Below are 24952 nucleotides of genomic sequence, written 5' to 3' on the forward strand. Positions count from 1 at the left end.
TCTCTAGTTGTTTATTATAGTTTTGATGTAAATCTATGAAAGGCTTGTTTTCCTTCAACAGTTTGTTTAAATACACCTGCATCTTCTAATACACGTGTAAATTTTTTACCAACTTCTTGTTCAACAATGCTATCCACGTTAGAGTTTGTGAAATTATATTGCTTAAGCATTTGGTCTGCCCATGTTTTGTGTGATCCTATATCTATAGCATAACCACCTAGCAAATAACGCTTTACATCTTGTAGTTCTTTTTTTAGACGACCAGGTAAAATAGCAGTACCCATAACTTCAATTAAACCTATATTCTCTTGTTTAATATGTTGTACATCTCGGTGTGGGTGATAAATACCTTCAGGATATTGCTCAGAGGTCTGGTTATCTCGCAACACGATGTCCACTTCATATTGCTGTGCACGATAACGTGCGATTGGTGTAACTGTGTGATGACGTTGGCCATCTTCACTTACTGCTTTAATATCCGCTTGAATGTCTGAATAGCTATTCCATTGTTCCATCACATATGTAGCCGCTTCAATTAATTCAGCTTTATCCTTTGATTTTAATCTAATAACACTCATTGGCCATTGCAATGTATAACTTGTAACAGCTGGGTAAGGTGTTAACTCAAAAGCTTCTTGTTGTGCAGCTAAATCCATCGGAAAAGTGTAACGACCTGCTTGATAATGATTATGCGATAAAATAGATCCTCCAACGATAGGAATATCCGCATTAGAACCTATAAAATAATGTGGAAATTGATCAATAAAATCTAATAAATTAACAAAAGTTTCTCTATTGATGTTCATTGGTTCATGACGTTCTGACAAGACTATACTATGCTCTTTAAAGTATGCGTACGGTGAATATTGAAATCCCCAGCGATGTTGACCAAGTTGCAATCTAATTATTCGATGATTGCGACGTGCTGCTTGAGTCACACTACCTTCAAAACCTTCATTTTCCATACATAACGCACATTTTGGATAGTTAGTAGTTTTTTGAGCTTTCTCGCGTGCGATTTGTTTTGCATCTTTTTCTGGCTTTGATAAATTGATTGTTATTTCTAGTTCGCCATATTCAGTTGGCACCGTATAATTAATATTTTTCGCAATTGCATCTTCTTTTACATAATGGTTACGTTTCGATATGTCATAAAAATAATCCGTCGCTGCACTGTGGTCATTTTGATATTTTTCCCAAAAAATTTTATTTATTTGTGAAGGTTTCGGAGTGATTAAATCTAAAATATTAGCTTCAGTTATTTCTTTACGATATAAACTATCTTCTAGCAATTCATTGTCGATGGCTTGTGTTATCCATAGTTGTGTAATTTCATTAGCATCGAGCTGTCCATAATTACTTTCTTCTTCAGTCGTTGTAACACCTTCTGCATTCAAATAAGTCAATAATTGATTTTGAATGTAGTAAGCATCTTCATATTCATAATCTCCATGTTGTACCGCTTCATCAATGAATCGTTTAACTAATTGTTGGCTTAATAACATGTTAAACCTCCTCTTTATCATAGCCATGAGGATGATGTTGATGCCATTCCCATGCATGACGAATGATTTCATTAATATCATCAAAGCGCGGTTGCCATCCTAGTTGATTCTTTGCTTTGTCACTTGCAGCAATTAATACACTAGGATCCCCAGCACGTCTCTTGCCTACACTCGCATTTATGGAGTGGCCTGTTACTGCTCTAGCCGCTTCTAAGATTTCAAATACTGAATAACCATTGCTACTACCTAAATTAAATGCACCAGAGGCGCCTCCATTTTTTAAATAATCAAAAGCTAAAATATGTGCATCAATTAAATCGACTACGTGCAGGTAATCTCTAATGCATGAACCATCAGCTGTATTATAATCATCACCAAAGACTGTTAATTGCTCTCGTTGTTCTAATGCCACTTCCAACACAATTGGAATTAAATGTGTTTCAGGTCTATGATCTTCACCAATGACTCCATCCGGATGTGCACCCGCTACATTGAAATAACGTAAAGCTGCAAAATTAACGCCATATGCTTCATGACACCAACACATCATTTTCTCCATCACTAATTTACTTTCACCATAAGGACTCGTTGGATTAGTAGTATCTGTTTCGTTAATTGGAATAGTGTCAGGTTCACCGTAGACAGCAGCAGTCGAAGAAAACACAATATGTTTAACATTAAATGTATACATTACTTCTAATACACTTTGTAATCCTTGTACATTATTATTGAAATACGCCAAAGGTTTCTCTACTGATTCCCCTACTAATGAGTATGCACAGAAATGAAAGACCCCTTCTACATCTTCATGTGTAAAAACTTCAGTGAGAAATTCTTTGTCTCGTACATCTCCTTCATAAAAACGCGCCGCCGTATGTACGGCTTGACGATGTCCTGTTTGTAAATTATCTACAACAGCTACATCATATCCTTGTTCAATTAATTGATAGACTGCATGGCTTCCAATATAACCTGCGCCACCTAATACTAATACAGACATATAAACATCCTTTCTCCTAATTCGTCTTATGAGTTATGTGTAATTAATTTCATACCATCGCTAATTCGAACATGATAAAAAGCTGGCGCATAGCCAATTTTTTCTTGATATATGGTAGATACTTCTTGCTCTAATTGCTTAATGCTATCTTTATGCACTAAAGCAATTGCACACCCTGCAAAACCAGCCCCTGTCATTCGTGCTCCAAGTACACCATCTACTTGCTGTGCAGTTTCGGCTAAAGTATCTAATTCTATACCAGTAACTTCATAATCACTTTTCAATGATTGATGTGATGCGTTTAACAATTGTCCAAAACGATGTAAGTCATTTTCTGTTAAAGCTGCATGTGCTAATTTCGTTCGCTCATTTTCAGCTATAGCATGGCGTGCTCTTTTAATATTAATATCATCGTTAATTAAATGACTATATTGGTCAAAGGTCTTCAAATCAATATCACATAGTTGGGTAATATTTAACTGTTGCTGCAAATCAGACAGTGCTTCCTCACATTGCGCCCGACGTTCGTTATATTTAGATTCCGTTAAAGACCGACGTTTATTCGTATTCATAATGGATATTACATAATCCCCAAACCTTGCCGGTACGTATGTATAGTCTAAAGTTGCCGTATCTAACAAAATAGCATGCTCTTCTTTACCTAAACCAATAATAAATTGATCCATGATACCGGAATTTACACCCATGTAGTTATTTTCAACTTGTTGTCCTATCTTAATAAGTGCCAATTTATCTAGTTCGAGTTCAAATAATGCATTAATCATCCAACCTGTCACTAATTCGATTGATGCAGATGATGATAAGCTCGCACCATTAGGAATAGTGCCTTCAAAAATCAAATTAAAACCACGATTAATCTCTGGATATTGTTCTTTTAAATATTTAATAACTCCTTTGGGATAATTCGCCCAATCATGTGATGCATCAAAATCTAACTGATTCAAATTAACTTTAACAATACCTTGTTCTGGAAAATTCTTTGAATATAATTGTATAGTTTGATCTGTGCGTAACGACGCCATCCCATATGTTCCTAATTCAATAGCAGCAGGAAAAACATAACCACCATTATAATCAGTATGTTCGCCAATTAAATTAATTCGCCCTGGCGCAAATGCATTAACTGTTGGCTGCGTTTGGAATTGTGTCTCAAAATCAGAGTTTAATTGTTGTAACATCTTTCACACCCCTTTATATATAGCTACTTAGTAAACATAAATAAAGTTTACTTGTTTACTCTACACTTTGTCAATTAAATGACTTTTAAGCATGAAACGTTTCCCGCTCAATTAATTGCGCTTCTACTACAATATGATGCGCTACACTACGTATATTATGAATACGTTCTTCAGCCATCTTCACTGCACTTCTACCGAATTCATCAATAGCAATATGTACACTACTAACACTAGGACTAACATATTGCAAAATATCTAAATCGTTGAAACTAATAAGTTGAACTTGCTCAGGTACCGAAATTTTTTCAGCAAATAATTGTTGCATCATACCTATTGCTAACATATCATTACCCGCAATTAATACTTCTGGTAAGTTGTATTGTTTTACTAAGTCTTTTATTACTTGTTGACCATGTTCTTTATCCCAACCAACTATATACGCATCTTCAGTTATATCATGGTGCCTACACCACTGTTGATAACTCATATATCTTGGATCATTATTACAAAATGTAGGTGTCCCAGTTAAATCACGGGTTGTTTTAACACCACCTACATAAGTTACTTGCGTCACATTTTGTGCTTTGACTTTTTCTAATAATTGATACATTGCATCCCCTAAATCACTATAAACGGCATCTATATTTTTAGGGGTTTCTGGATTATTAATAACTACCATATTATTATTATAACCATGCAAGGTCTGTAATGTATCACTCGAAAACTTGCCGATAACAATGATTGCTCCAGCTTTCTCGATTTGTGAAATGTTCTCTAATTTATTCGTCCCATCAATTCGTAATGTTCGTTTCAATGAAAGATTCAATCGTTTTATTTCTTTTTCAATAGCCAAACGGATTTCACGATAGTATGGGTCTGTCATTTCTCGTTCCTTTGAAGCGTATGTAATTATTTGTATCCGTTTATTTTTTCTTTCTACTTTATGATATTTTAATTGCTCAGTAATCGTTAAAATTCTATTACGTGTCTTCGGTGACACTGATAAAGTTTTATCATCATTTAAAACACGTGATACTGTACCTGGACTTACACCAGCTTCACGTGCAATATCTCTTATACTTGCCAATTTAAACACCTCGCTTTGTTTACTATAAGTTTACCTATTTACTCGATGTCTTGCAATAATAGTTCATTACTATTTTTTTCTAAGGTTATTGTTTTGAAAGTAGACTTTAGATACGCTAAACTAGAAATAATTGGTGGATAAGGAGTGAAAGCTATGTCGAAAGATGTGTTAAACAATCAACCTATAGTGCGCTATGAAAATGGTGAGTTAGTAGAATCACATGATCATTATGTTACTGAATTTCCGCTGACAATTATGGTTAATGGTCAAGAGTTTGCAACTGTTATTTGCAGTCCTAACAATTTAACAGAGCTCGTGGTAGGATTTCTCGCATCTGAAGGTGTTATTCTAAAAAGAGATGAATTAAAATCAATACAAATTGACGATAGTAAGGGGTTTGCACACGTTGAACTTACCAAAGACTTAGGTGAGCGCGTCGAGTATTCTACTAAACGAATGATTGCTTCATGTTGTGGTAAAAGTAGAGAATTTTATTTCAAGAATGATGCAGCCATCGCCAAAACTTCCATGTCCAATATTACAATCTCTCCACACCAAGTATTAGAAATGATGAAAGGTTTACAAAACGCCAGCACTGTATTTAAACAAACAGGCGGCTTGCACAATGCTGCTATTAGCGATGGTGACAACTTCTTTGAACATAGACAAGATATCGGGCGTCATAATGCACTTGATAAACTTTATGGCTACTGTATTTATAACCATATATCTATTCGAGATAAAGTACTTATTTTTAGTGGCCGTATTTCATCAGAAATATTAATTAAAGCAACTAAAATAGGTGTAGGGGTGATATTATCAAAATCTGCTCCAACTACATTAGCTGTACAACTTGCGAAAGATTTAAATATTACAGCTGTTGGGTTTATAAGAGATGGTAATTTTAATATTTATAGTCATCCAGAACGTATAAAAGCTATTGAATCTAATTAAGTAATCACATTAGATTCAATAGCTTTTATATTTATTATACATCTTCTTTTAACACTTGCTGGCAAAAGCCAATATAGCTGTAGCCCTGCTTAACATACATATCTTTGGCTGTATCTTCACCGTCAGCAACTAAGATTATTATTTTATTTTGAGCAACATCTGCGACAAAACTTTGCATTATTGTGCCAATGCCGCGTCGTTGAAATTCAGGGATGACGCCAAAACCGTCAATTTCCACACATTTTGAAGTGATAATCAAATCTAAAATACCTACTGGTTTGTTATTGTAATAAGCAATAACACGATCTACATGGTCCAAATCATGAGTGTTACGAATCATTTGGCTACTATGTTGTACGTATGTATCGCCAAAAGGTTCTGCAAAAACTTGATACACTTTCAGATAGTCTTCCACTTCTGAATGAGATACAAATTTCACGGTAATATCAGGGTGTTCAGCATATTGAACTTGGTTGGAATCAATCGCATACATTTCTAAACAACCTAATTCAAAACCTCTGTTTTTTATTTCAGCTTTAAACTGTTCATTTAAATCTATATTTTCCGGAAAGGTAAACGACAAATGATGCGAACCTTGAACATGATGCATTTGTAATTGCGTATCAATATCAGATAGCCATTGTTGTAATGAAGGCATGCGATGATACATCCATTTATTTTCATCGAAAATGATACTATCTTCCGGTGTTAAATAAATTGTTTTCATCATATCTGTACTATAAACTAGTCCACCTTGATAAATATCCTTCATTGAAATATGCTTCATCTATGTTCTCTCCCCGCCAAATATACTATTGTTTCAATAATTGTTTAAATCTACTATGATTTAATAAAATATTACCTAATAGACTAGCTAAAATAGCTTTAATAATATCTCCTGGCATAAACACTAATGCTAAAGTTAATGATTTCGTTACCGGAATATTAGTAATAAGACCCATAATCATAGTTCCCACAATATCTAATAGTAAAACACCTACTACTAAAGTAATTATTAACAGTACGACAAAATTTATTTTGTCAAAATACAAATCACGCAGTAATCCTATTAAAAATGTGACGACAGGATACATAAATAAAAAACCTGCAGATGGTACGACAAATACGCCTATACCACCTCTACCGCCTGATAATAACGGTAACCCTGTAGCAACTAATAATAATAAAATCAATACACTAATCGTACCGTATTTACGCCCTAATATAATACCAGCTAAAAAGATTCCAATATTTTGTAAAACAATTGGAACAGGCATAAATGGTAAAGGAATTGATGGGATCGCCCCCATTACTGCAATTATAGCAGTCATGAGTGCAGTATAAACAAGATATTTCGTTGACATACTCATTCCTCCTTATATGAGCAAAATTATACCATAAATGTTAACTACAAAAAATAAAAAGTTTACAAATGTTTTTTACTTCTATAAAAATGAAAATACAAGTCCGGAAAATAAAAATCTTTAACTAATAATAAATGTCAAATTTAAAGAGGACCAATCCATATTAAGGATTGGTCCTCTTATTTTGAGCATGGGGCTTTATGTCCCACCCTCGTTCTACTTTCATCAGTGAACCGTTGAGCAGTATGTTTTTAAGTTATTAAACATCGTGTTCACTATTATTAGAATTACAATTATTGATTTAACAGTTTTTCTTTTAAATCTTTACGCATAAATTCTAACGTATATGGATCATTATACCAATATGATGTGGCATTAATTTTTATGACTTGATCATTTTTAACTGCTGGAATGTTTTTCCATAAGTCAGTCGATTGATAACTTGGCTCTGCTTTTCCTTGACTCGTTGAAACTATATAATCACCAGCGTAATCAGCCATTTTTTCTTGCTTAATTTCCGCCCAACCTTCTTTTTCAGTTAACGATTTTACTTTGTCTGGCATTTTCAAGCCGAACGCTTGGTAAAGGACTTCGCCACCACGTCCCCAGTTTTCACCGTAAGTATATAGTTTTTTATCAAACTCATCGAAAATAGTTACAGTTGAGTCTTTTCCAATTTTATTTTGGATTTGCTCACCGTCTTTTTTCGTTTTAGCTTTCCATTCTTTTTCCCATTTTTGTTGTTCTTTTTCTTTACCGACAATTTTAGCAAGTTCTTGTTGTTGATCTAAATAATCGTGTTTGCCATAATCAAAAACTACTGTTGGCGCTATTTTTTTATATTTTTTGATATTTTTATCTGTAGAATAAGCAATGATGAGATCTGGTTTTGTTTTAGCAACTTTTTCTACATCATTTTCTCCGACTTTTTCTACTCCTTTAAATTTATCTTTAATAACATCACTTTGCTCTACTTGATCACTAACAGCCACTAAATTGGCACCTAAATATTTCAAACCTGGTGCATAAGTTGGTGCCACAGATGCAATACGCTCAGGATTTTTAGGAATTTCCACCTTTTTACCACTATCTAATGTATATGACTTCGTTTCTTTTTTATTTTTATCTGAATTACTGTCTGAGCCATTCCCACATGCTGCTAATACAAGTACGCAAGCTATTAATACTAACCATAATTTCTTCATAATTTACCCTCCATTGAAAATGATTATCACTTCCAATATATTATAAAATTTTACGCTTTTAATTACAATACCTAAATAGAGGCAACAGAAAAATTATTTTCACAGTAACTTGACCGCAGCTATTATACTTATACTAGCGCACGCAAAATTATAAAACTTATTCTGCCTGCCCGTGTGGAACAATCATAACTAAATACGCTTAAAAGCTATTAAATTTTCCCTAAAACTGATTTAGCTATATTAGTATATGCCATATCTTCCATTGGAGGATTGTGCAAACCAGCACGCATATCTCTATAATAACGCTGTAATGGGCGCTCCATTTCTAAACTTTTAGCCCCAACAATACGCATTGCTAAATCTATAACTTCTAACCCTTGATTCATAACCAATACTTTACTTGCAGAGGTTTCGTTCCACATATTGTTATTTTCTGGATTATTGTACAAACTTGCCGTACTCCATAAAAAGTGTCGTGCAGATAATAATAATGATTCCATTTTGCCGATATTTTGTTGTACGGTAGCAATATCACCAATTGTGCCATCGACACTATTCGGACTATATGTTGCGGCAAAATCAACTGCATAATCTCTTGCAGCTTGTGCTATACCTAAGTATGTACTTGGAATGTGTAAAATCCAACCATTAGGAGAACTTGGTTTACCAGCGCGTGTTTCCACAAAATTTTCTGTTGGAATTTGTACATCAGTTAGTACTAAATCATGGCTTTCAGTGGCACGCATACCTACCATATTCCAATTATTAGCTATTTCTACACCTGGCATAGTTTTATCAACCAAATAAAAGCCTACTTGCTGTGATTCCGAATCAAATGCACCCACAATAAAATGGGATAAACGTTTACTCATCGATGTGAATGTTTTTACACCATTAATGAGATAACCATGTTCATTTTTAGTTACATACGTGCTGGGTCTACCACCTCTTGTTGGACTTCCAGTTTCCGCTTCACTAACTGCTCTATTAACTAATGCACCATTTTTAATTTCCTGTGCAAATTGATCCAACATAGCTGGCGCCCATAGTTGTTGTTCATAAATTTGACCTACAACACTTATATGCCAACCTATGGATAATGCAGTAGCACCATCTAATGACCCTAAGTAACTTTGTAAAATCACCATATCTTCAATTGTGGCACCTTCACCACCATATGCTTTAGGTAAGGATAGTAGCGTATATCCTTCATCTACTAGCCATTGTATATTTTTATATGGAAAGTCTGAGTTCTTATCATTGTATTCGGCATTTTCTCTAAATTGCCCTTTAACTTGCTCAAATTTTGCAATCCATTTCCGTTGAATATCCGTATGTATTAATGCGGAACGATTCAATATAATCACCTCATATTTACTTATCTTTCATTCTTTCCTAGTTTAACACTCGATTTACTCAATTGAAACCTTTCACAGCCCAAAATCTTACTTTACCGATAAGAATTAATATGATAATTTTAAATCAAGCAATTGAGGAGGATAACAATGATTACAGTAAATAATTTAAAATTAAAATATAATTCAAACTCTGTATTAAACGATGTCAGTTTCAGTCAGCGTAAAGGAGAAGTTACAGCGATAATCGGACCGAGTGGTTCAGGCAAAACGACTTTACTACGTTCACTTAATTTATTAGCCACTCCATGGAGTGGCACTATTACTATAGACGACTTCCAATTTAATACCCAACAACATTCCAAAAAGGACATTAAACAATTACGCAATAAATCGGCAATGGTATTTCAAAACTATAATTTATTTAAAAACAAAACAATTTTAGAAAATATCACTGAAGGTTTAATTTATGGTCAAAACTATGATAAGGCTAAGGCTGAAGAAATTGCACTCTCATATTTAAAGAAAGTGAATATGTTAGAGCATAAACATAAATATCCTATCCAACTTTCAGGTGGCCAAAGCCAACGCGTTGGCATTGTACGTGCATTAGCGCTAAATCCAGATGTATTATTACTTGATGAACCAACTTCAGCACTAGACCCTGAATCAATTCAAAGTGTGTTATCACTTATTAAATCTATCGCTGAAGAAGGCATGACGATGGTTTTAGTCACTCATGAAATCAACTTCGCTAAAGCAATAGCAGATCAAATTTTATTTATAGATAATGGAGAAATTTTACATAGAGGTAGTCCAGAAGAAGTATTAGAACACACTCATTCTGAGCGACTGAATCGCTTTTTAAACAGAGTAGAAGTTGAAGGTGTATATAAATGACGTTAAAACACATTGTTTTCTTCATTACCATTGCATGTAGTTGCTTGCTATTGGCTTCTTGTAATAACGACACCGACAATAATAACAAAAAAGAAATAAAAGTCGCACTCTCAGCAGAAGTGAACCCACCTTATTTATATACGAATAAACATAATGAATTTGTTGGTTTAGATATGGATTATCTCAAATTATTAGAAAAAAAATTACCTCAATATAAATTCACTTACGAAGTTGGAGAAGAAGAGTCTAACCTTGTTGGTATTGGAGCAGGTAAATTTGATATGGGGATTAATTGGTTTTTCAAAACTCCTGAACGCGAAAAACAATTTCTATATCAAGATGTTCCATATAGTTATGCGTTACCGATGTTAGCAGTACATAAAGATACGAATGATATTCAAAAATTAAGTGATTTACCCGGCAAAACATTAACACCTATGGCGCCAAGTGGAGGACTATATTCAATACTAAGCCAATATAATAAACAACATAGTCAGAAGATTGATATTAACACCATTCAAGAACCTTCAAACGGTGATAGTTTAAAATCTGTAAGTAACCAACGTCGTGACGTTATGTTTTTAAATTGGAACACATACCACGCCATACAAAGTGAAATAAATGCAGATGTCAAAATAGGTGGCATTGTTAAAAAGGAACCTTTACATATCGTTTATAACAAAAAACAACAACGTTTGCATGATGATATCGATAAAGCAACTATTGAATTAAAAAAAGAAGGTAAATTACAACAATTATCTCGAAAATATTTTGATATTAATGTTTTCGACAATTTAACAGATATTAACGAACAAAAAAATAACTTGGAGGTGCAATAATGTCTCTAGAACAATGGCTAAATCTCTTTAATCAAGTATTACAAAAATTGCCCCTCACATTATTGATGATTGTGTTAGCTTTGATTTTTGCCGTTATATTAGGTCTCATATTATGTACTATACGTCTTAAGCACATAAAATTTTTATCTTCGCTCGTGCGTGTATATATTTCTTTTATTCGTAGCACACCGTTAATATTACAATTATTTCTAGTGTATTTTGCCTTACCGCAAGTACTTATGATTATTAATATTGATATAAATCATTTTAGTAGATTGTTTTTTGTAATTCTAGCGTTTTCAATGCACACTGGCGCATACTTAGCTGAAATTTTTAGAGCAGGTTATTTATCTGTAGACTATGACCAAATTGAAGCAGGCTTAACAGTAGGTTTATCTCCTGTAAGAATTTTCTTGTCAGTTATAGTACCTCAAGCCCTACGTAATGCCATTCCAAATTTAACTACTCAAATCATTGAACTCGTTAAAGATACTTCATTGGCTTTTACAATCGGTATTATCGATATGATGGGACAAGTTAAATTAATTATTGGTAACAATTATGGTTTGGGCATGCTAGAAGTCTATATAGTTATTTCAATTATTTATTGGATCATCTCGCTTATCATTCAAGGCAGCTTAGCTTGGCTGAATAAATCTACTCAAAAACCTTATCAAGTATAGGAGGTAAAACTTTGTCCTTTATCTTTCAAACAATTTGGGAAATATTCAAAAGTCTTCCAAATACAATTATTATATCTTTAGTAGCAATGACTGTAGGGCTCAGTGTAGGGACGTTATTTGCCATCATTCAGATTAGAAAAACACCCATTTTTTCACAGTTAATTATTGTCTATAATTCATTTATTAGAAGTACGCCCCTCATAATACAGTTATTTATTTTATATTATGGCATACCTAATTTGATATTATACTTAAATGCTACACTCGGCTTGAAAATCAATCCCGATATGTTTTCACCGATGTTGATTGCTTTAATTGCATTTTCTCTACACGCAATTGCTTACCTTAGTGAAACGATGAAAAGTGGTTTGCTATAAGTTGACTACTCACAAATTGAAGCAGCAAAAACAGTAGGTTTGTCTAATCGTCATATTTATACGCGCATCGTTTTACCTCAAGCTTTTAATTATGCTTTACCTAATATCGAAAACCAATTTATTATGCTTATCAAAGGAACTTCTTTAGCGTTCGCAGTTCAAGTAACTGAAATTATGGCAGTAAGCCGGATTATCGCAAATGAAGGATATCAATTTATTACAGTCTATTCCATTGCAGCCGCATTTTATTGGATATTAGCTATTATTTTAGAAAAAGTATTTCATAAAATTGAAAGTAATTCTACAAACCACTTAAGCACTCAAAGCTCTATTTAACATACACAATAAAACACGCTTATTTCATTTTTAATTGAAATAAGCGTGTTATTTTATGCTAAACTTTCTGCAAAATATTTTTTTCGAGCATAATATTGCTTTACTTTTTTAGGAATGTTGCCTGACTGCAATTCATCTTTAGTTACTATAGGGTAGTTTTTAAACACCATAGAACCTAACCATCCACATGTAGCACTGCTAATAGCACATAATGATGCAGTAATGATAACAGTTACCGGATTATTAAAGCCAAACATTACCATTAATCCCGCAATAGGTGTAGCCGTTCCTGTTGCATCATTGACTAAACCAAATAATGCGATGATAATGCCAGAAATAGCGCCACCAACAAAATTAGTTGCATAAACTGGTAATGGATTGGCAGTAACAATATCAGCTTGTGATAATGGTTCTATAGCTACTGACATCGTAGTTTTACGATCACCAAACTTCATGCGTTTAAATAACACAAAATTCATAAATGATGATCCAAAGACAGCTAAAGCACCGATTGCCATTGGTGTGCCAGTTAATCCTAATAATGCAGTTAATGCCATAGAGCTTAGTGGTGCAGTAGCTACTACTGTAATGATACCTCCAAGAACAATACCCATGAGAATAGGACTCGATGTAGTAGATTCTTTAATAATATTACCGATTTGCATTAAACTTGCATCTACTAATGGCGATACACCCATTGCAATAATACGTGTTAACGGTGCAATGACGATTATTGCTAAAATTAAATCTACACCTGCTGGCGCTTTGCCTTCAATCCATTTCATAACAAAGCTTATAAGATAACCTGCGATAAACCCAGGTAATAAATCTAAATTTCCACATGCTAAAGCTATCACAAAGGCATAAACAGGACTTACACCCATTGCTAATGCTACTAAGCCTGCTGCAGCAAGTCCACCTAATCCGCCTGTCGTTTCACCAAGTGTACCTAAAAAATCTACACCCAATAAATCTCCACCTACATATTTTTGAAATGCTTCGACTAAAAACGAAGCTATTGCTGCATTTGCTAACGCACCCATAGCTTTTCCACCTTGTGGAGCCTTACTCGTAAATAAAGTAAATAAACATAATACTAATGCTAAAAAAATGACACCTAAAATCAAATTCATGATATAACTCCTTTTATGTATACGCTTTCATTAACGAACTCATTATATCATTTTTACCTTGTATATCAACTATTATTAGAACAATTTTTTATTAAATAGAATAAAATAGTGTTATCTGAATTTTGCGAATAATCACAAAAAAGAATACCTACTACGTCGTTTCATCGAATGAAACCAATGATAGTAAGTATTCTCAATATATAGCTATATAAAATATTTTTTAACTTCTTCAATAGTATGCCTTATCTTTGCTTTCTCTTGATCATTTACAAATACAATAACTGTGCGTTCATCGAAGTCACTTCTTTTTTTATTTAAGTACCCTAAATCTTTTAATTTTTGTAATGCTTTAGTTAAATAATAAGGTTTTAAATGTGTTTGTTGTGCTATTTCTTTTGCAGTAACTTCATGGCCTTGACAGTTGTTAAGAATATTTAAAATATATATTTCTTCAAAATTTAGTTTAAAATGTGCTTTTACAACTTTGAAAAATCCTTTTAGTTGTTGGTTTATCAAAAATAATTCATCAAGTGATTTAAATACTTTTTCCTCCATAGTAATCACTCCTTTGTTGTTAATTCTAGGTTTCATAATTCACAATATAATAATTTTAACAATTATTAATATATTTATTTTATACTACTGTGTTATCAAAATTCAACAGTTAAATTGCTAAAACAAGATCTAACACCAAAATAAACTTAAATAAAAAAACGATATTCCAAAATTTTTGGAATATCGTTCAACACAAAATTATTTTTGTTTACCATTAAATGTATCTAAAAAGCTTAATGCTGCTAAACCTGTTAAGTCTAATGCATGTTTAGCACCTTGCTTACCATGACCAGCTTCAAAGTGTTTTACAATTGCAACACCTAATACTGCAAAAGTAAATAATGAACCTAAACGAGATAATTTTTTACTTGCAAAGCTTAATACAAAAAATAATGCACTTAATGCTTCAATAGCACCAGCTAAAGGTACTGAATTTGCCGGTAGACCAAATACATTTTCAAATGTATCTTTCATTGTTTGGTCACCTTTTAATTTAGGTTTTGCTGAATCAAATAATTCTTTCGCTAATTTCAAATTTGTTAAATAACGTAAAATCATGTACTTTCTCTCCTTATTTATCTTCAAAATATTTATCTACAATAGGTTTCACTTGTGTTGCTAATAACCTAATTGTTTTAAGTGTATCTTCATGAGGTATTGAACCTACCGGCGTATGCAACATAAAGCGATTAAGACCTAGAGTTTCTACCGTGTTAATAATCTTTTGTGCTACTGTTTCTGGACTACCAACATATAATGCACCATGCTGGCTTATTTCTCTTTCAAAAGTATACTCATTATATGGTGGCCATCCACGCTCACGACCTAACATATCATGATTTGCTTTTAACGAAGGGAAAAAGGCACGCATTGCTGCTTCATCAGTATCCGCTATAAAGCCCCACGAATGAGTAGCAACAGATAGTTGATTAGCATCGTGTCCATAAGATAAGGCACTTGATTTGTACATCTCAACATTGCGCTTAAATCTTTTTGGATCTCCACCAATTATAGCATAAGTTATTGGTAAACCTAATGCCCCTGCTCTTAATGATGATTCTGGTGTACCTCCTGTTGCAATCCCAATTTTTAACTTACCATGCTCAGGACGTGGATACACACCTAAATTATCTATATTAGGACGAAAATTACCGTCCCAGTTAACAATTGTCTGTGCATTTATCTTCATTAATAGGTCTAATTTTTCATTAAATAATTGTTCATAATCTTGTAAATTATGTCCAAATAATGGGAAGGATTCAATAAATGAACCTCTACCTACTAAAATTTCAGCTCTCCCGTTAGAAAGTGCATCAAGAGTTGAAAATCGTTGGAATACACGAACAGGATCATCTGAAGATAATACCGTCACTGCACTTGATAATTTTATATGGGTAGTGGAACGCGCTGCAGATGCTAATACTGATACTGGATCAGAAACCGCATAATCTGCTCGATGATGTTCTCCCAAACCATAAACATCTAAGCCTAGAGCATCTGCCGTTTCAATTTCTTCTATAATATTGCGTATTCTTTGTGCTGCAGATAGAGCAGGTTGTCTACCTTCTTCTGTAATGATGTCATTATTATCTGCAAATGATGTGATTCCCAATTCAACTTTCATAGCGCACTCCCTCTAAATAAGTATACTTTTTATACTTAGATATTAATCTATTATTTTATTGTTGTCAATATCATTGCTTCAAATCCTCGATTGTTTCTCGAAGCTCTTATATATTATTAATTAGTTATTTTTATTATTAATATGAAGATACATATGTTTTTAAATATTCATATTACTGAATTTATGTGTTTACAATTGATTTTAAATTTTCTGTTATTTTACAGCTTTGTAATATATTAGCGTGTAATTTTTCTCTATAAATTCCTTCAATGCCCGTCTATCAAGCCTTTTAGAAGAATTTCTTATATTTCGAATTGTTACATAAGACTCGATTTTATTAGAACTAAATTACAAATCAATAACATTGAGCACAAATGAATGATTTTCTGATATATTAATTCTTGTCGTAAAAACAACCAAGAAAATATAAACAATCGTCGATAGAGACATACAAATAAAACTTATTATTAAGAAAAAATTTAGGAGGATATTTTAAAATGAAAAAAATCGCTACAGCTACTATCGCTACAGCTGGAATCGCTACGTTTGCTTTTGCTCAAAACGAAGCTGATGCAGCAGAAAATAACCAAGGTGGATACAATCCAAATGATCCAACTTCATACAGCTACTCTTACACTATAGACCAACAAGGTAACTACAACTACACTTGGCAAGGTAATTGGAGCCCAAATCAACATAACACTTATAACTATAACTATAGCTCATATAGTAATGATAGTTATTCAAATAATAGTGGTTCATATAACAACTACTCTAACCAATCTTATACTTCAAATAACACAACTGGTGGAGGCGGAGCTGCTTCTAACTCTACTTCAGACCGTAACATTAAAGTAACTACTCAAAGTGCACCTTCAAGCTCTTCAGTTTCACTTTCAAGTGCTTCAGGTTCATCAAGTAACTTGTACACTGCTGGTCAATGTACATATTATGTTTATGACAAAGTAGGCGGAAAAATTGGTTCTACATGGGGTAACGCAAGTAACTGGGCAAGCGCTGCTGCTTCATCAGGTTACACAGTAAATAACACAGCTAAAGCTGGTTCAATTTTACAAAGTTCAACAGGTGCTATGGGACACGTTGCATATGTTGAAAATGTAAACAGTGACGGTTCAGTAGAAGTTTCAGAAATGAACTACGGCCAAGGTGCTGGTGTTGTTACTTCACGTACAATTTCAGCAAGCGAAGCTTCAAGCTACAACTACATTCACTAAGATTGATGTTTATTATTAAAGGCTGGACATAGTATGTTCTAGCCTTTTTTATTTACTCTTACTTAGCATAATTAATAGGCTATAATCAGTACAGCAACTATACTGGTCATAGCCTATTTTTATTATCTTATATTATAGTAGTTAAGTATCATAACGTTTACTATTAAAATTTACGCTTCATGAAAAACAGTTTTGTACTGTAGTATCGCTACAATATACAATACAAAACTGAAAATAAGACAAAAAATTGAAGGATATTTTCTCTTATAAAAATTTAAAGTGAACGATTACTCATTAGTTATCTTCATAATAATATCGCTACAAGTATTACTATGTAACATAATGATACATCTCATCCATAGTTATATTTAACCGTTTTAACTACTACTAAAACTTAAAATAAACAAATTAATTACATACTATTTACACTTTTACCAAAATAACGCAGTCAACTATACATTTTTTATATCTTTACGCTTCTTAATACCTATGCCACTAAAACCATAAAACAACGCAAATATGATACATAGATAACACGGCACTGTCCAAATAAAGAACTGGTCAACAGTCACTCCTAATTGTTGCGTGTAGTAGATGCCGGAAGTCCCCCATGGAATCAATGGAATAATCATTGTTCCTGAATCTTCTAAAGTTCGAGATAAATTTGAACGATCTAAATCCATTTTATTATACATATCCATCATCAATACACCAACCATGATAATAACAACAGAGGCAACTCCAGCAGCTAATACCATAATTAAGCTACCAATAATTGTTACTAAAATTAGTTGTCCGACCGAATGGATATTACTAGAAATTCTATGAAGAATAACATCTAAACAACCTGCTTTTTCAACAATTCCTGCAAATGCATAACCCGTAAATATTGTGACGAGTATCTCTGTCATACTCATCATTCCCCCCTGCTGAATGAGAGTCATAGTACGTTCAGATAAACCATCACTATGTATCAACATAGACTGGTTAAAGCCATCAAATGTAGATTTAAATCCATCAACTATATTAAATTTATTATTGAACGTTCCAACTAAAATCGCACTTAAACTCGATATCAACATCGCTGGTACGGTTGCAATTTTACAAATCAAACAAATAATAATAATAATGATCGGTAGCCATACAAAAACATTCAAGTTATAAATATTTTCCAATTCATTCAGTAATTGATTTATTTGTGAAGTATTTGCTGTCTGCTGTAAGCCTAAGCCTGCAAAAAACCAAACGATTAAACCAATAATTGAAGCTGGTACTGTTGTCCATATCATCGCTCTAATATGGCTAAAAATATTAACTTTTGTAACCAGTGCAGCTAAATTTGTTGTATCTGATAACGGCGACATCTTATCCCCAAACACAGCACCTGCAATAATAGCCCCAGCAGCCATGCCATCATCTATATTTAATTGATGTGCTATAGCCATTAACGAAATACCTGCTGTGGAAGCAGAACCCCATGCTGTACCTGTCGCAACTGATGTTATTGCACAAATAATAAATGCAGACACTAAAAAATAATGCGGATTAAGAAATTCTAAACCATAATAAATTAATGCTGGTACCGTACCGGAATACATCCAAGTTCCGACAACGATACCAACTGCTAATATAATGAATAATGCTGGCATTGCTGTAGATAAGCGCTTAGTAATGCCATCTTCTAAGTCTGACCATTTCAATCCAACACGTTTAGCAATCCACGCAGCATAAGCTGAAGACATTATCAATAATGCCTGTATCGGTATTTCAAATACTACAAATCCAGTAATCACAATAATAACCATTACAATAATAGTTGATATTGCTTCCAAAAATGTTGGTTGTCTTACCATACACAGTCCCCCTTATTCAATTAGTTACGGTTATTAGTCTAAACCGAGTTTATCGACCCCTAACTCTTCTACTGTAAGTCCCTCTTCAAAAAAATCTCTTTCTAATATAGTAGATGCAAGCACGATAATTGCATCAATGTTCGGTGTACTCACATCTATTAGTCTGCCTAGACTTGACCATAAAACTAAACCAAAAGCTATATCTTCTGTTAAGTATCTATTTTTCACTTCATTCGGACCATTTATTTGTGAAAACACTGGACTCGTATTAAACAAACGATTTAAAGGTTCATCTTCATCTTCTTGTGATAAATAACCTCTTTCAATTCTGGCACCTTTAGCAGTATTAAGTTCAAAACCTAGTTTTCTACCTAATGCTAAACGTTCTAATTCTACTGCATGCAACAATTTAATCGTATGCTTAGTGATACCTTCTTTATATAATGAGAAGTCATCTGCATAATCAATTCGGCCTACATTGAGCAATGTAGGACCTGGATGAACTTCAGGGTTTCCATTTTCTAAATTAGTCTTCCATAAACTTTCTTCTTTCACTATATATGGATAAAGTTTTTCTATTAACTTAAATGAATCTGATAAATACTCAGCATCATACGTAGTAAAATGTACTTTACGAACATTGAGTGATAAGTTTACTTCTGCTGTATTAAAATTAACACGCGTACCATAAGTTAAAGTATTTACCTCTGCAAATTTAGGCATTACATCAATATGCATATCTTCTAAAACATTAATAAATCGAATAGACCCCATAGCTGCTGCAATATTAAATAAAATCAGTTGTTTGTCAGTCACAAAAGGCGCCATAGTTTGTGCATAATGCTCTATAAACGATGACGGAATAATAACTTGAATCACTTCTGCTCCTTCTAGCACATATTCCATATCATCACTAACATTTGTAAATGGTACAAATTGTTCACTGCCTTCATTCTTAAAATCGAAGCCACCTCGTTCCATCGCCTTATCAAACTTGTGTATCGATTGATTACGGCAATATAATTTAACCTCATGTCCTTTATTAACCATATCTAGCGCTGCAGTAACAGCACCATTGCCTGATCCAACAATTGCTATTTTCATAATTTCCCTTCTTTCTATAAAAATACTTGTTAGGCTTTATTCATCTTTATAACCTAACTCTGTTGTTTATAAACTATAGTAAAAACCAAATTCAACTTATTTCTTATATATATAATACTAAGTATTTGCTATAATACACTGAAAAGGAGTGATATTCGTGACTGAACACGTGCATGAGGATACTGAATTTAACATGGATAAAAATCGCCTTAACCAGTCTAGCAAGGATGATAGACTGATGGCAATGCTTATTTATATCTTGAGTTTTTTCACTGGTTTTATTGGGCCGTTAATTATTTGGTTGATCAAACGAGAAGAATCAGCTTTTGTTGATCGCGCTGGCAAGAATTATTTTAATTTTATTCTCTCTTACTTTATTTGGGGAATCATTAGTGGTATTTTAGTTTTTATTATTATTGGTATTATTACTTCATTTGTTTTAGGAATACTTTCGCTTATCTTTACAATTGTAGCTATTGTGAAAGCAAATAATGGCGAAGATTATTTACCACCATTATCTATTAGATTTTTCAAATAATAGTTACACAATTTTGTGATATTTTACAGCCATTGTAATAGTAAAAACGCATTTACATTATTTTTTCAATGTAAAGCAACTAATATAGGGCTTTGCGCCTTGTCTTAATTTTGTAACCTTACACATCGTTTATTACAACGATATGTGAGGTTTTTTTAATTACTTTACAAAACAATAACATTCCACACAAACGTAAATTTATCTGATACAGTATGACTTGTCGTTGAAAAAAATGAATTCGCGGCTAAAAATTTTAACTCAGACAATCAAACGAATTACTATATAAGTTAGACAAAATCTTGGGAGGATATTTTAATTATGAAAAAATTAGTAACAGCTACAACATTAACAGCAGGTATTGGAGCAGCAATCGTAGGATTAGATCACGGACAAGAAGCAAATGCCGCAGAAACTACACAATCAACTCAAACTACACAATCAACTACAACACAAAGTTCAAGTGGTAACTTATACACTGCTGGACAATGTACTTGGTATGTATTTGATAAAGTAGGCGGAGATATTGGATCTACATGGGGAAATGCAAATAACTGGGCTTCAGCAGCATCTTCAGCAGGTTATACTGTAAATAATTCACCAGAAGCTGGATCAATTTTACAATCTTCATCAGGTCCAATGGGCCACGTTGCATACGTTGAAAATGTAAATAGCGATGGTTCAGTTGAAGTATCTGAAATGAACTATAGCGGTGGACCTTACTCAGTAAGTGAACGTACTATTCCTGCTGGTGAAGCTAGTTCATATAACTACATCCACGTTAACTAATAAGACAAATAAATTAACAAATATTTTGTAAGAGGCTGGGACAATATTGATTGTCCTAGCCTCTTTTCATATTGGCAGTAGCTGACTGCATTGAAAATGCCCTTTAAACCAATCTTGTTTCAATGCTAGTCATCCTTGCCGGGGTGGGACGACGAAATCATTTTTTCAAAATCAGATTTCTGTCCCACTCCATATTTTATTCGAAACCTTTTTTCATATTGGCAGTAGCTGACTGCATTGAAAATGCGCTTTAAACCAAGCTTGCTTCAATGCTAGTCATCCTTGCCGGGGTGGGACAACGAAATCATTTTTTCAAAATCAGATTTCTGTCCCACTCCCTTTGATTACTACAATATATGCATTTACTAACTGAATGGGCACTTTGCACTTCTATTTAAAATTTGAGAAAATGGAGTGGTTTATTACTAAAAGGGAGATGCAAACATGCAATGGTTAAAAGTTATCTTAGCAGGTATCATAGAAGTAATTTGGGTAACAGGACTTAATATTGCTGACTCAACTTTTGCTTGGATTATCGTCATATTATTTATTGGCTTAAGCTTTTATTTGGTAATCTCAGCTTGCAAAAGTTTGCCAGTTGGGACAGTATACGCCATTTTTGTTGGCCTAGGTACTGTTGGTACTGTACTTGTCGAAATGGTGTTATTTAATAATCCATTTAATTTCACAAAAATGGTGTTCATTATTATTTTAATCATAGGTATTATTGGGTTAAAACTTTCAACAGAAGAAGAAGGTGAAACATAATGGCATGGCTAATTTTATTAATAGCTGGTTGTTTAGAAATAATAGGTGTTATTTTATTAAATGAAATAACTAGAACTAAAAATAAATGGTTAGTCGTGTGTTTAGCAATTGCATTTATTTGTAGTTTTAGTACTTTAAAACTGGCGATGAATGGCATTCCCATGGGCACTGCTTATGCTATATGGAGTGGTATGGGTACAGGTGGTGGCACTGTAGTTGGGATGTTGTTTTATAATGAGTCAAAAAATAAAAAACGCGTTTTCTATATCGGCATGATTATCGTTGCCGTAATTGGACTAAAAATGATTAGCTAAGCGTTTCCATTTGTTACTTATGCTATTCTTTAATATACTTATTTTAAAGGAAGTGATACATATGACAAAAGTATTTATCGCAGGAGCAATACCTGAAGCTGGGCTTAATTTACTTAAAGCTCAATTTGATGTTGAAATGTATGAAGGTGAAGGCCTTATTGATCAACAAACATTAAAAGAAGGTGTCAAAGATGCTGATGCACTCATCAGTTTATTATCTACAAATGTAGATAAAAATATTATTGATGCTGGTAGTAAGTTACAAATTATCGCAAATTATGGAGCTGGCTTTAATAATGTCGATGTTGATTACGCACGTCAATTGAATATTGATGTTACTAACACTCCAAAAGCTTCTACTAATTCAACTGCGGAATTAACCTTTGCTTTAGTATTAGCAACAGCACGTAGAATCGCAGAAGGTGATAGATTATGTCGCACTACAGGCTTCGATGGCTGGGCACCACTCTTCTTTAGAGGGCGTGAAGTATCAGGCAAGACTATAGGTATTATAGGATTAGGTGAAATTGGTAGCGCCGTCGCACGAAGAGCTAAAGCATTCGATATGGATGTTCTATATACTGGTCCTAACCAAAAACCTGATAAAGAAAAAGAAATCGGTGCAAAATATGTTGACTTAGATACATTGTTAGCCAATGCTGATTTTGTAACAATCAATGCTGCGTATAGCCCACAATTACATCACATGATAGATACACCACAATTCAAACAAATGAAATCTACAAGTTATTTAATTAATGCTGCACGTGGCCCTATCGTAAATGAGCAAGCATTAGTCGATGCACTGAAAGCTAAAGACATTGAAGGCGCCGCACTAGATGTCTTTGAATTTGAACCTAAAATTAACGACGAACTTAAAACATTAGACAATGTCGTAATTACCCCTCATATCGGTAATGCCACATTTGAATCACGTGATATGATGTCGAAAATAGTCGCTAATGATACGATTCTTAAATTAACAGGTGAGCAACCACAATATATTGTAAATAAATAAAATATGAAAAGAGACTAGGACAAAATTGGTTCGTCCTAGTCTCTTTATATATGTCATATTATTTATCTTTTGTTTTATAAATGAACTTTGTTTGTCTTGCTAATAAACTATTAGGTATACGTTTGGCAATAGCATTTCTTACTTTGATAAATAAACGTTGCGTAGATTGTGCCACTTTTCCTATTTTACGTGACTTTTTAATGATTTTTTTCGTATGTTTCACACGTAATTTATCATATCTTTCCAATGCTTGATCAAAATCATAAGTTTCTAAACAGTTAGCCAAAACGATAGCATCTTCCATCGCTTGCCCTGCACCCTGTCCTAAATTTGGCGTAGTCGCATGTGCTGCATCACCTAACAATACTGTACGGTTGTACACAAAGGTTTTGAGAGGTTTCAAATCATAAATATTATGCAATAAGATTCCTGTCTCACTTTGTTTATCTAATACTTCCCTTACTTCATTAGGAAAATTATTAAAACGTGCTTGTAAATGTGGTTTACCATACGTTTGATATTCAGTGTTGTGGATTTTAGCATTAATGGCAATAAACCAATATACTTTATTATTCAATAATGGCACAATGCCAACTCTACCTTGTTTCGACCAATATTCTGTCGCAGTATTAGCATCTTTTAATTGCACATCATTGACTAAACCTCTGAACACTGTATAACCTTGGTAATTGACTTTAGTATTAGGTGCTACACTAGCTCTAACACTTGAGTGAAGCCCATCTGCACCGATACAAAGGTCAAATGTTTCTGCCTCGTGTTTTTCAAAATGAACTGTTACTTTATTAGCCTCATTTTCAATGCTAAGTACTTGATATCCTGTATAAATAGAAGACGATTGCACGTACGATTGAATTGTTTCTAATAAACTTTGACGTTCTAACGTTAAATTTATAGTATTTCGTTTCAATTTTATTTTTGATAAAGCTGTGCCAGAATTATCCGCTATTGCTAGTGTATCGATAATTTGTCCTGCATTTTTAATGCCTTTTGCTAAATCGTGGTTATGCAATTTATCTATGACATTACCGCCGATACCGATTCCTGCACCTACTTCACTAAGTTCCTGATTTTTTTCAAATACTTTTACTTCATGTCCATGTTCTTGTAATAATGCAGCCACGGTTAGACCACCGATTCCTGCACCTACTACTGCTATTTTCACTTTATTTGCACCTCATATCTAAAATTGTAAGCCTCTG

Annotated in this window: 25 protein-coding genes and 1 pseudogene; 11 read left to right on the plus strand and 15 right to left on the minus strand. The window is 33.4% G+C overall.

Features of this window, described 5'->3' with window-relative positions; all coding sequences use genetic code 11:
* Positions 1–14: 14 nt before the first annotated feature.
* The 4 genes from galT to KA845_RS00905 form a co-directional block, all read right to left on the minus strand.
* The gene (gene galT, locus KA845_RS00890) at positions 15–1505 is read right to left on the minus strand and encodes a UDP-glucose--hexose-1-phosphate uridylyltransferase (protein ID WP_167867849.1); all 1491 of its coding nucleotides are present in this window, start codon (positions 1503–1505) and stop codon (positions 15–17) included.
* Position 1506: 1 nt separating this feature from the next.
* Positions 1507–2505 (minus strand): UDP-glucose 4-epimerase GalE, encoded by a 999-nt coding sequence (galE, locus tag KA845_RS00895; protein WP_103388505.1) that lies wholly within the window; start codon positions 2503–2505, stop codon positions 1507–1509.
* 26 nt (positions 2506–2531) lie between these two features.
* Positions 2532–3704 carry a galactokinase gene (locus KA845_RS00900; protein WP_103388506.1) on the minus strand — a complete coding sequence of 391 codons (1173 nt, stop codon included), beginning with the start codon at positions 3702–3704 and terminating at the stop codon, positions 2532–2534.
* A gap of 85 nt (positions 3705–3789) precedes the next feature.
* Positions 3790–4791: a LacI family DNA-binding transcriptional regulator gene (locus KA845_RS00905; RefSeq protein WP_210127740.1), complete on the minus strand. Its 1002-nt coding sequence runs from the start codon at positions 4789–4791 to the stop codon at positions 3790–3792.
* 153 nt (positions 4792–4944) lie between these two features.
* Here KA845_RS00905 and fdhD point away from each other — a divergent pair, with 153 nt between their 5' ends.
* Positions 4945–5745 (plus strand): formate dehydrogenase accessory sulfurtransferase FdhD, encoded by an 801-nt coding sequence (fdhD, locus tag KA845_RS00910; RefSeq protein ID WP_103388508.1) that lies wholly within the window; start codon positions 4945–4947, stop codon positions 5743–5745.
* Positions 5746–5779: 34 nt separating this feature from the next.
* On the opposite strand, the gene KA845_RS00915 is transcribed toward fdhD, so the two are convergent.
* The 4 genes from KA845_RS00915 to KA845_RS00930 form a co-directional block, all read right to left on the minus strand.
* Positions 5780–6532 (minus strand): GNAT family N-acetyltransferase, encoded by a 753-nt coding sequence (locus KA845_RS00915; RefSeq protein WP_210127741.1) that lies wholly within the window; start codon positions 6530–6532, stop codon positions 5780–5782.
* A 25-nt stretch (positions 6533–6557) separates the two neighbouring features.
* A complete protein-coding gene (locus tag KA845_RS00920; RefSeq protein WP_210127742.1) occupies positions 6558–7109 on the minus strand; it encodes a biotin transporter BioY in 552 nt (183 codons plus the stop codon).
* A 293-nt stretch (positions 7110–7402) separates the two neighbouring features.
* The gene (locus KA845_RS00925; protein WP_103388510.1) at positions 7403–8314 is read right to left on the minus strand and encodes an ABC transporter substrate-binding protein; all 912 of its coding nucleotides are present in this window, start codon (positions 8312–8314) and stop codon (positions 7403–7405) included.
* Between the two features lie 209 nt (positions 8315–8523).
* A complete protein-coding gene (locus tag KA845_RS00930) occupies positions 8524–9672 on the minus strand; it encodes an acyl-CoA dehydrogenase family protein (RefSeq protein ID WP_103388511.1) in 1149 nt (382 codons plus the stop codon).
* A 147-nt stretch (positions 9673–9819) separates the two neighbouring features.
* Between KA845_RS00930 and KA845_RS00935 the strand changes: the two genes are divergently transcribed.
* The 4 genes and pseudogenes from KA845_RS00935 (at position 9820) to KA845_RS00950 (ending at position 12804) form a co-directional block, all read left to right on the plus strand.
* Positions 9820–10569 (plus strand): amino acid ABC transporter ATP-binding protein, encoded by a 750-nt coding sequence (locus tag KA845_RS00935; protein ID WP_103388512.1) that lies wholly within the window; start codon positions 9820–9822, stop codon positions 10567–10569.
* The gene (locus KA845_RS00940) at positions 10566–11408 is read left to right on the plus strand and encodes an amino acid ABC transporter substrate-binding protein (RefSeq protein ID WP_021458955.1); all 843 of its coding nucleotides are present in this window, start codon (positions 10566–10568) and stop codon (positions 11406–11408) included. Before KA845_RS00935 ends, KA845_RS00940 begins: the two co-directional genes overlap by 4 nt.
* Entirely contained in the window at positions 11408–12091 is a 684-nt protein-coding gene (locus KA845_RS00945) for an amino acid ABC transporter permease (protein ID WP_103388514.1), read from the plus strand. The genes KA845_RS00940 and KA845_RS00945 overlap by 1 nt, the downstream gene beginning before the upstream one ends.
* Before the next feature lie 11 nt (positions 12092–12102).
* Positions 12103–12804: pseudogene (locus KA845_RS00950) on the plus strand (amino acid ABC transporter permease).
* Positions 12805–12857: 53 nt separating this feature from the next.
* Here KA845_RS00950 and KA845_RS00955 read toward each other — a convergent pair.
* The 4 genes from KA845_RS00955 to KA845_RS00970 all read right to left on the minus strand — a co-directional run bounded on the left by KA845_RS00955 (position 12858) and on the right by KA845_RS00970 (position 16116).
* Positions 12858–13937 carry a PTS sugar transporter subunit IIC gene (locus tag KA845_RS00955; RefSeq protein WP_103388516.1) on the minus strand — a complete coding sequence of 360 codons (1080 nt, stop codon included), beginning with the start codon at positions 13935–13937 and terminating at the stop codon, positions 12858–12860.
* A gap of 204 nt (positions 13938–14141) precedes the next feature.
* Positions 14142–14492, minus strand: coding sequence for a transcriptional regulator, SarA/Rot family (locus tag KA845_RS00960; protein WP_002509317.1), 351 nt, complete (start codon positions 14490–14492; stop codon positions 14142–14144).
* A gap of 198 nt (positions 14493–14690) precedes the next feature.
* Positions 14691–15050, minus strand: coding sequence for a DoxX family protein (locus tag KA845_RS00965; RefSeq protein WP_002509318.1), 360 nt, complete (start codon positions 15048–15050; stop codon positions 14691–14693).
* Between the two features lie 13 nt (positions 15051–15063).
* Positions 15064–16116, minus strand: a complete 1053-nt coding sequence (locus KA845_RS00970; RefSeq protein ID WP_021458954.1) for an LLM class flavin-dependent oxidoreductase — start codon at positions 16114–16116, stop codon at positions 15064–15066.
* Positions 16117–16613: 497 nt separating this feature from the next.
* Here KA845_RS00970 and KA845_RS00975 point away from each other — a divergent pair, with 497 nt between their 5' ends.
* On the plus strand, positions 16614–17351 hold the full coding sequence (locus KA845_RS00975; RefSeq protein WP_021458953.1) for a CHAP domain-containing protein: 738 nt from the start codon (positions 16614–16616) through the stop codon (positions 17349–17351).
* Between the two features lie 452 nt (positions 17352–17803).
* Here the strand turns inward: KA845_RS00975 and nhaC are convergent, their stop codons facing one another.
* The gene (nhaC, locus tag KA845_RS00980; RefSeq protein WP_002509321.1) at positions 17804–19204 is read right to left on the minus strand and encodes a Na+/H+ antiporter NhaC; all 1401 of its coding nucleotides are present in this window, start codon (positions 19202–19204) and stop codon (positions 17804–17806) included.
* A gap of 33 nt (positions 19205–19237) precedes the next feature.
* Entirely contained in the window at positions 19238–20308 is a 1071-nt protein-coding gene (locus KA845_RS00985) for an NAD/NADP octopine/nopaline dehydrogenase family protein (protein WP_002509322.1), read from the minus strand.
* Positions 20309–20501: 193 nt separating this feature from the next.
* Between KA845_RS00985 and KA845_RS00990 the strand changes: the two genes are divergently transcribed.
* From KA845_RS00990 to KA845_RS01010, 5 genes are all read left to right on the plus strand, one after another.
* Complete coding sequence (locus KA845_RS00990; protein WP_031266534.1) at positions 20502–20846, plus strand: DUF4870 domain-containing protein; 345 nt, start codon at positions 20502–20504, stop codon at positions 20844–20846.
* A 318-nt stretch (positions 20847–21164) separates the two neighbouring features.
* Entirely contained in the window at positions 21165–21632 is a 468-nt protein-coding gene (locus tag KA845_RS00995; protein ID WP_002509324.1) for a CHAP domain-containing protein, read from the plus strand.
* A 444-nt stretch (positions 21633–22076) separates the two neighbouring features.
* Positions 22077–22400, plus strand: coding sequence for a DMT family transporter (locus KA845_RS01000; RefSeq protein WP_002510078.1), 324 nt, complete (start codon positions 22077–22079; stop codon positions 22398–22400).
* Positions 22400–22714, plus strand: a complete 315-nt coding sequence (locus tag KA845_RS01005; protein ID WP_021458951.1) for a DMT family transporter — start codon at positions 22400–22402, stop codon at positions 22712–22714. Before KA845_RS01000 ends, KA845_RS01005 begins: the two co-directional genes overlap by 1 nt.
* Before the next feature lie 61 nt (positions 22715–22775).
* Entirely contained in the window at positions 22776–23732 is a 957-nt protein-coding gene (locus tag KA845_RS01010) for a 2-hydroxyacid dehydrogenase family protein (RefSeq protein ID WP_002510080.1), read from the plus strand.
* A 58-nt stretch (positions 23733–23790) separates the two neighbouring features.
* Here the strand turns inward: KA845_RS01010 and KA845_RS01015 are convergent, their stop codons facing one another.
* On the minus strand, positions 23791–24915 hold the full coding sequence (locus tag KA845_RS01015) for an FAD-dependent monooxygenase (protein ID WP_021459689.1): 1125 nt from the start codon (positions 24913–24915) through the stop codon (positions 23791–23793).
* Positions 24916–24952 lie beyond the last annotated feature (37 nt).

This window comes from Staphylococcus sp. GDX8P114P-2, from assembly GCF_017892945.1.
Classification (GTDB): domain Bacteria; phylum Bacillota; class Bacilli; order Staphylococcales; family Staphylococcaceae; genus Staphylococcus; species Staphylococcus arlettae.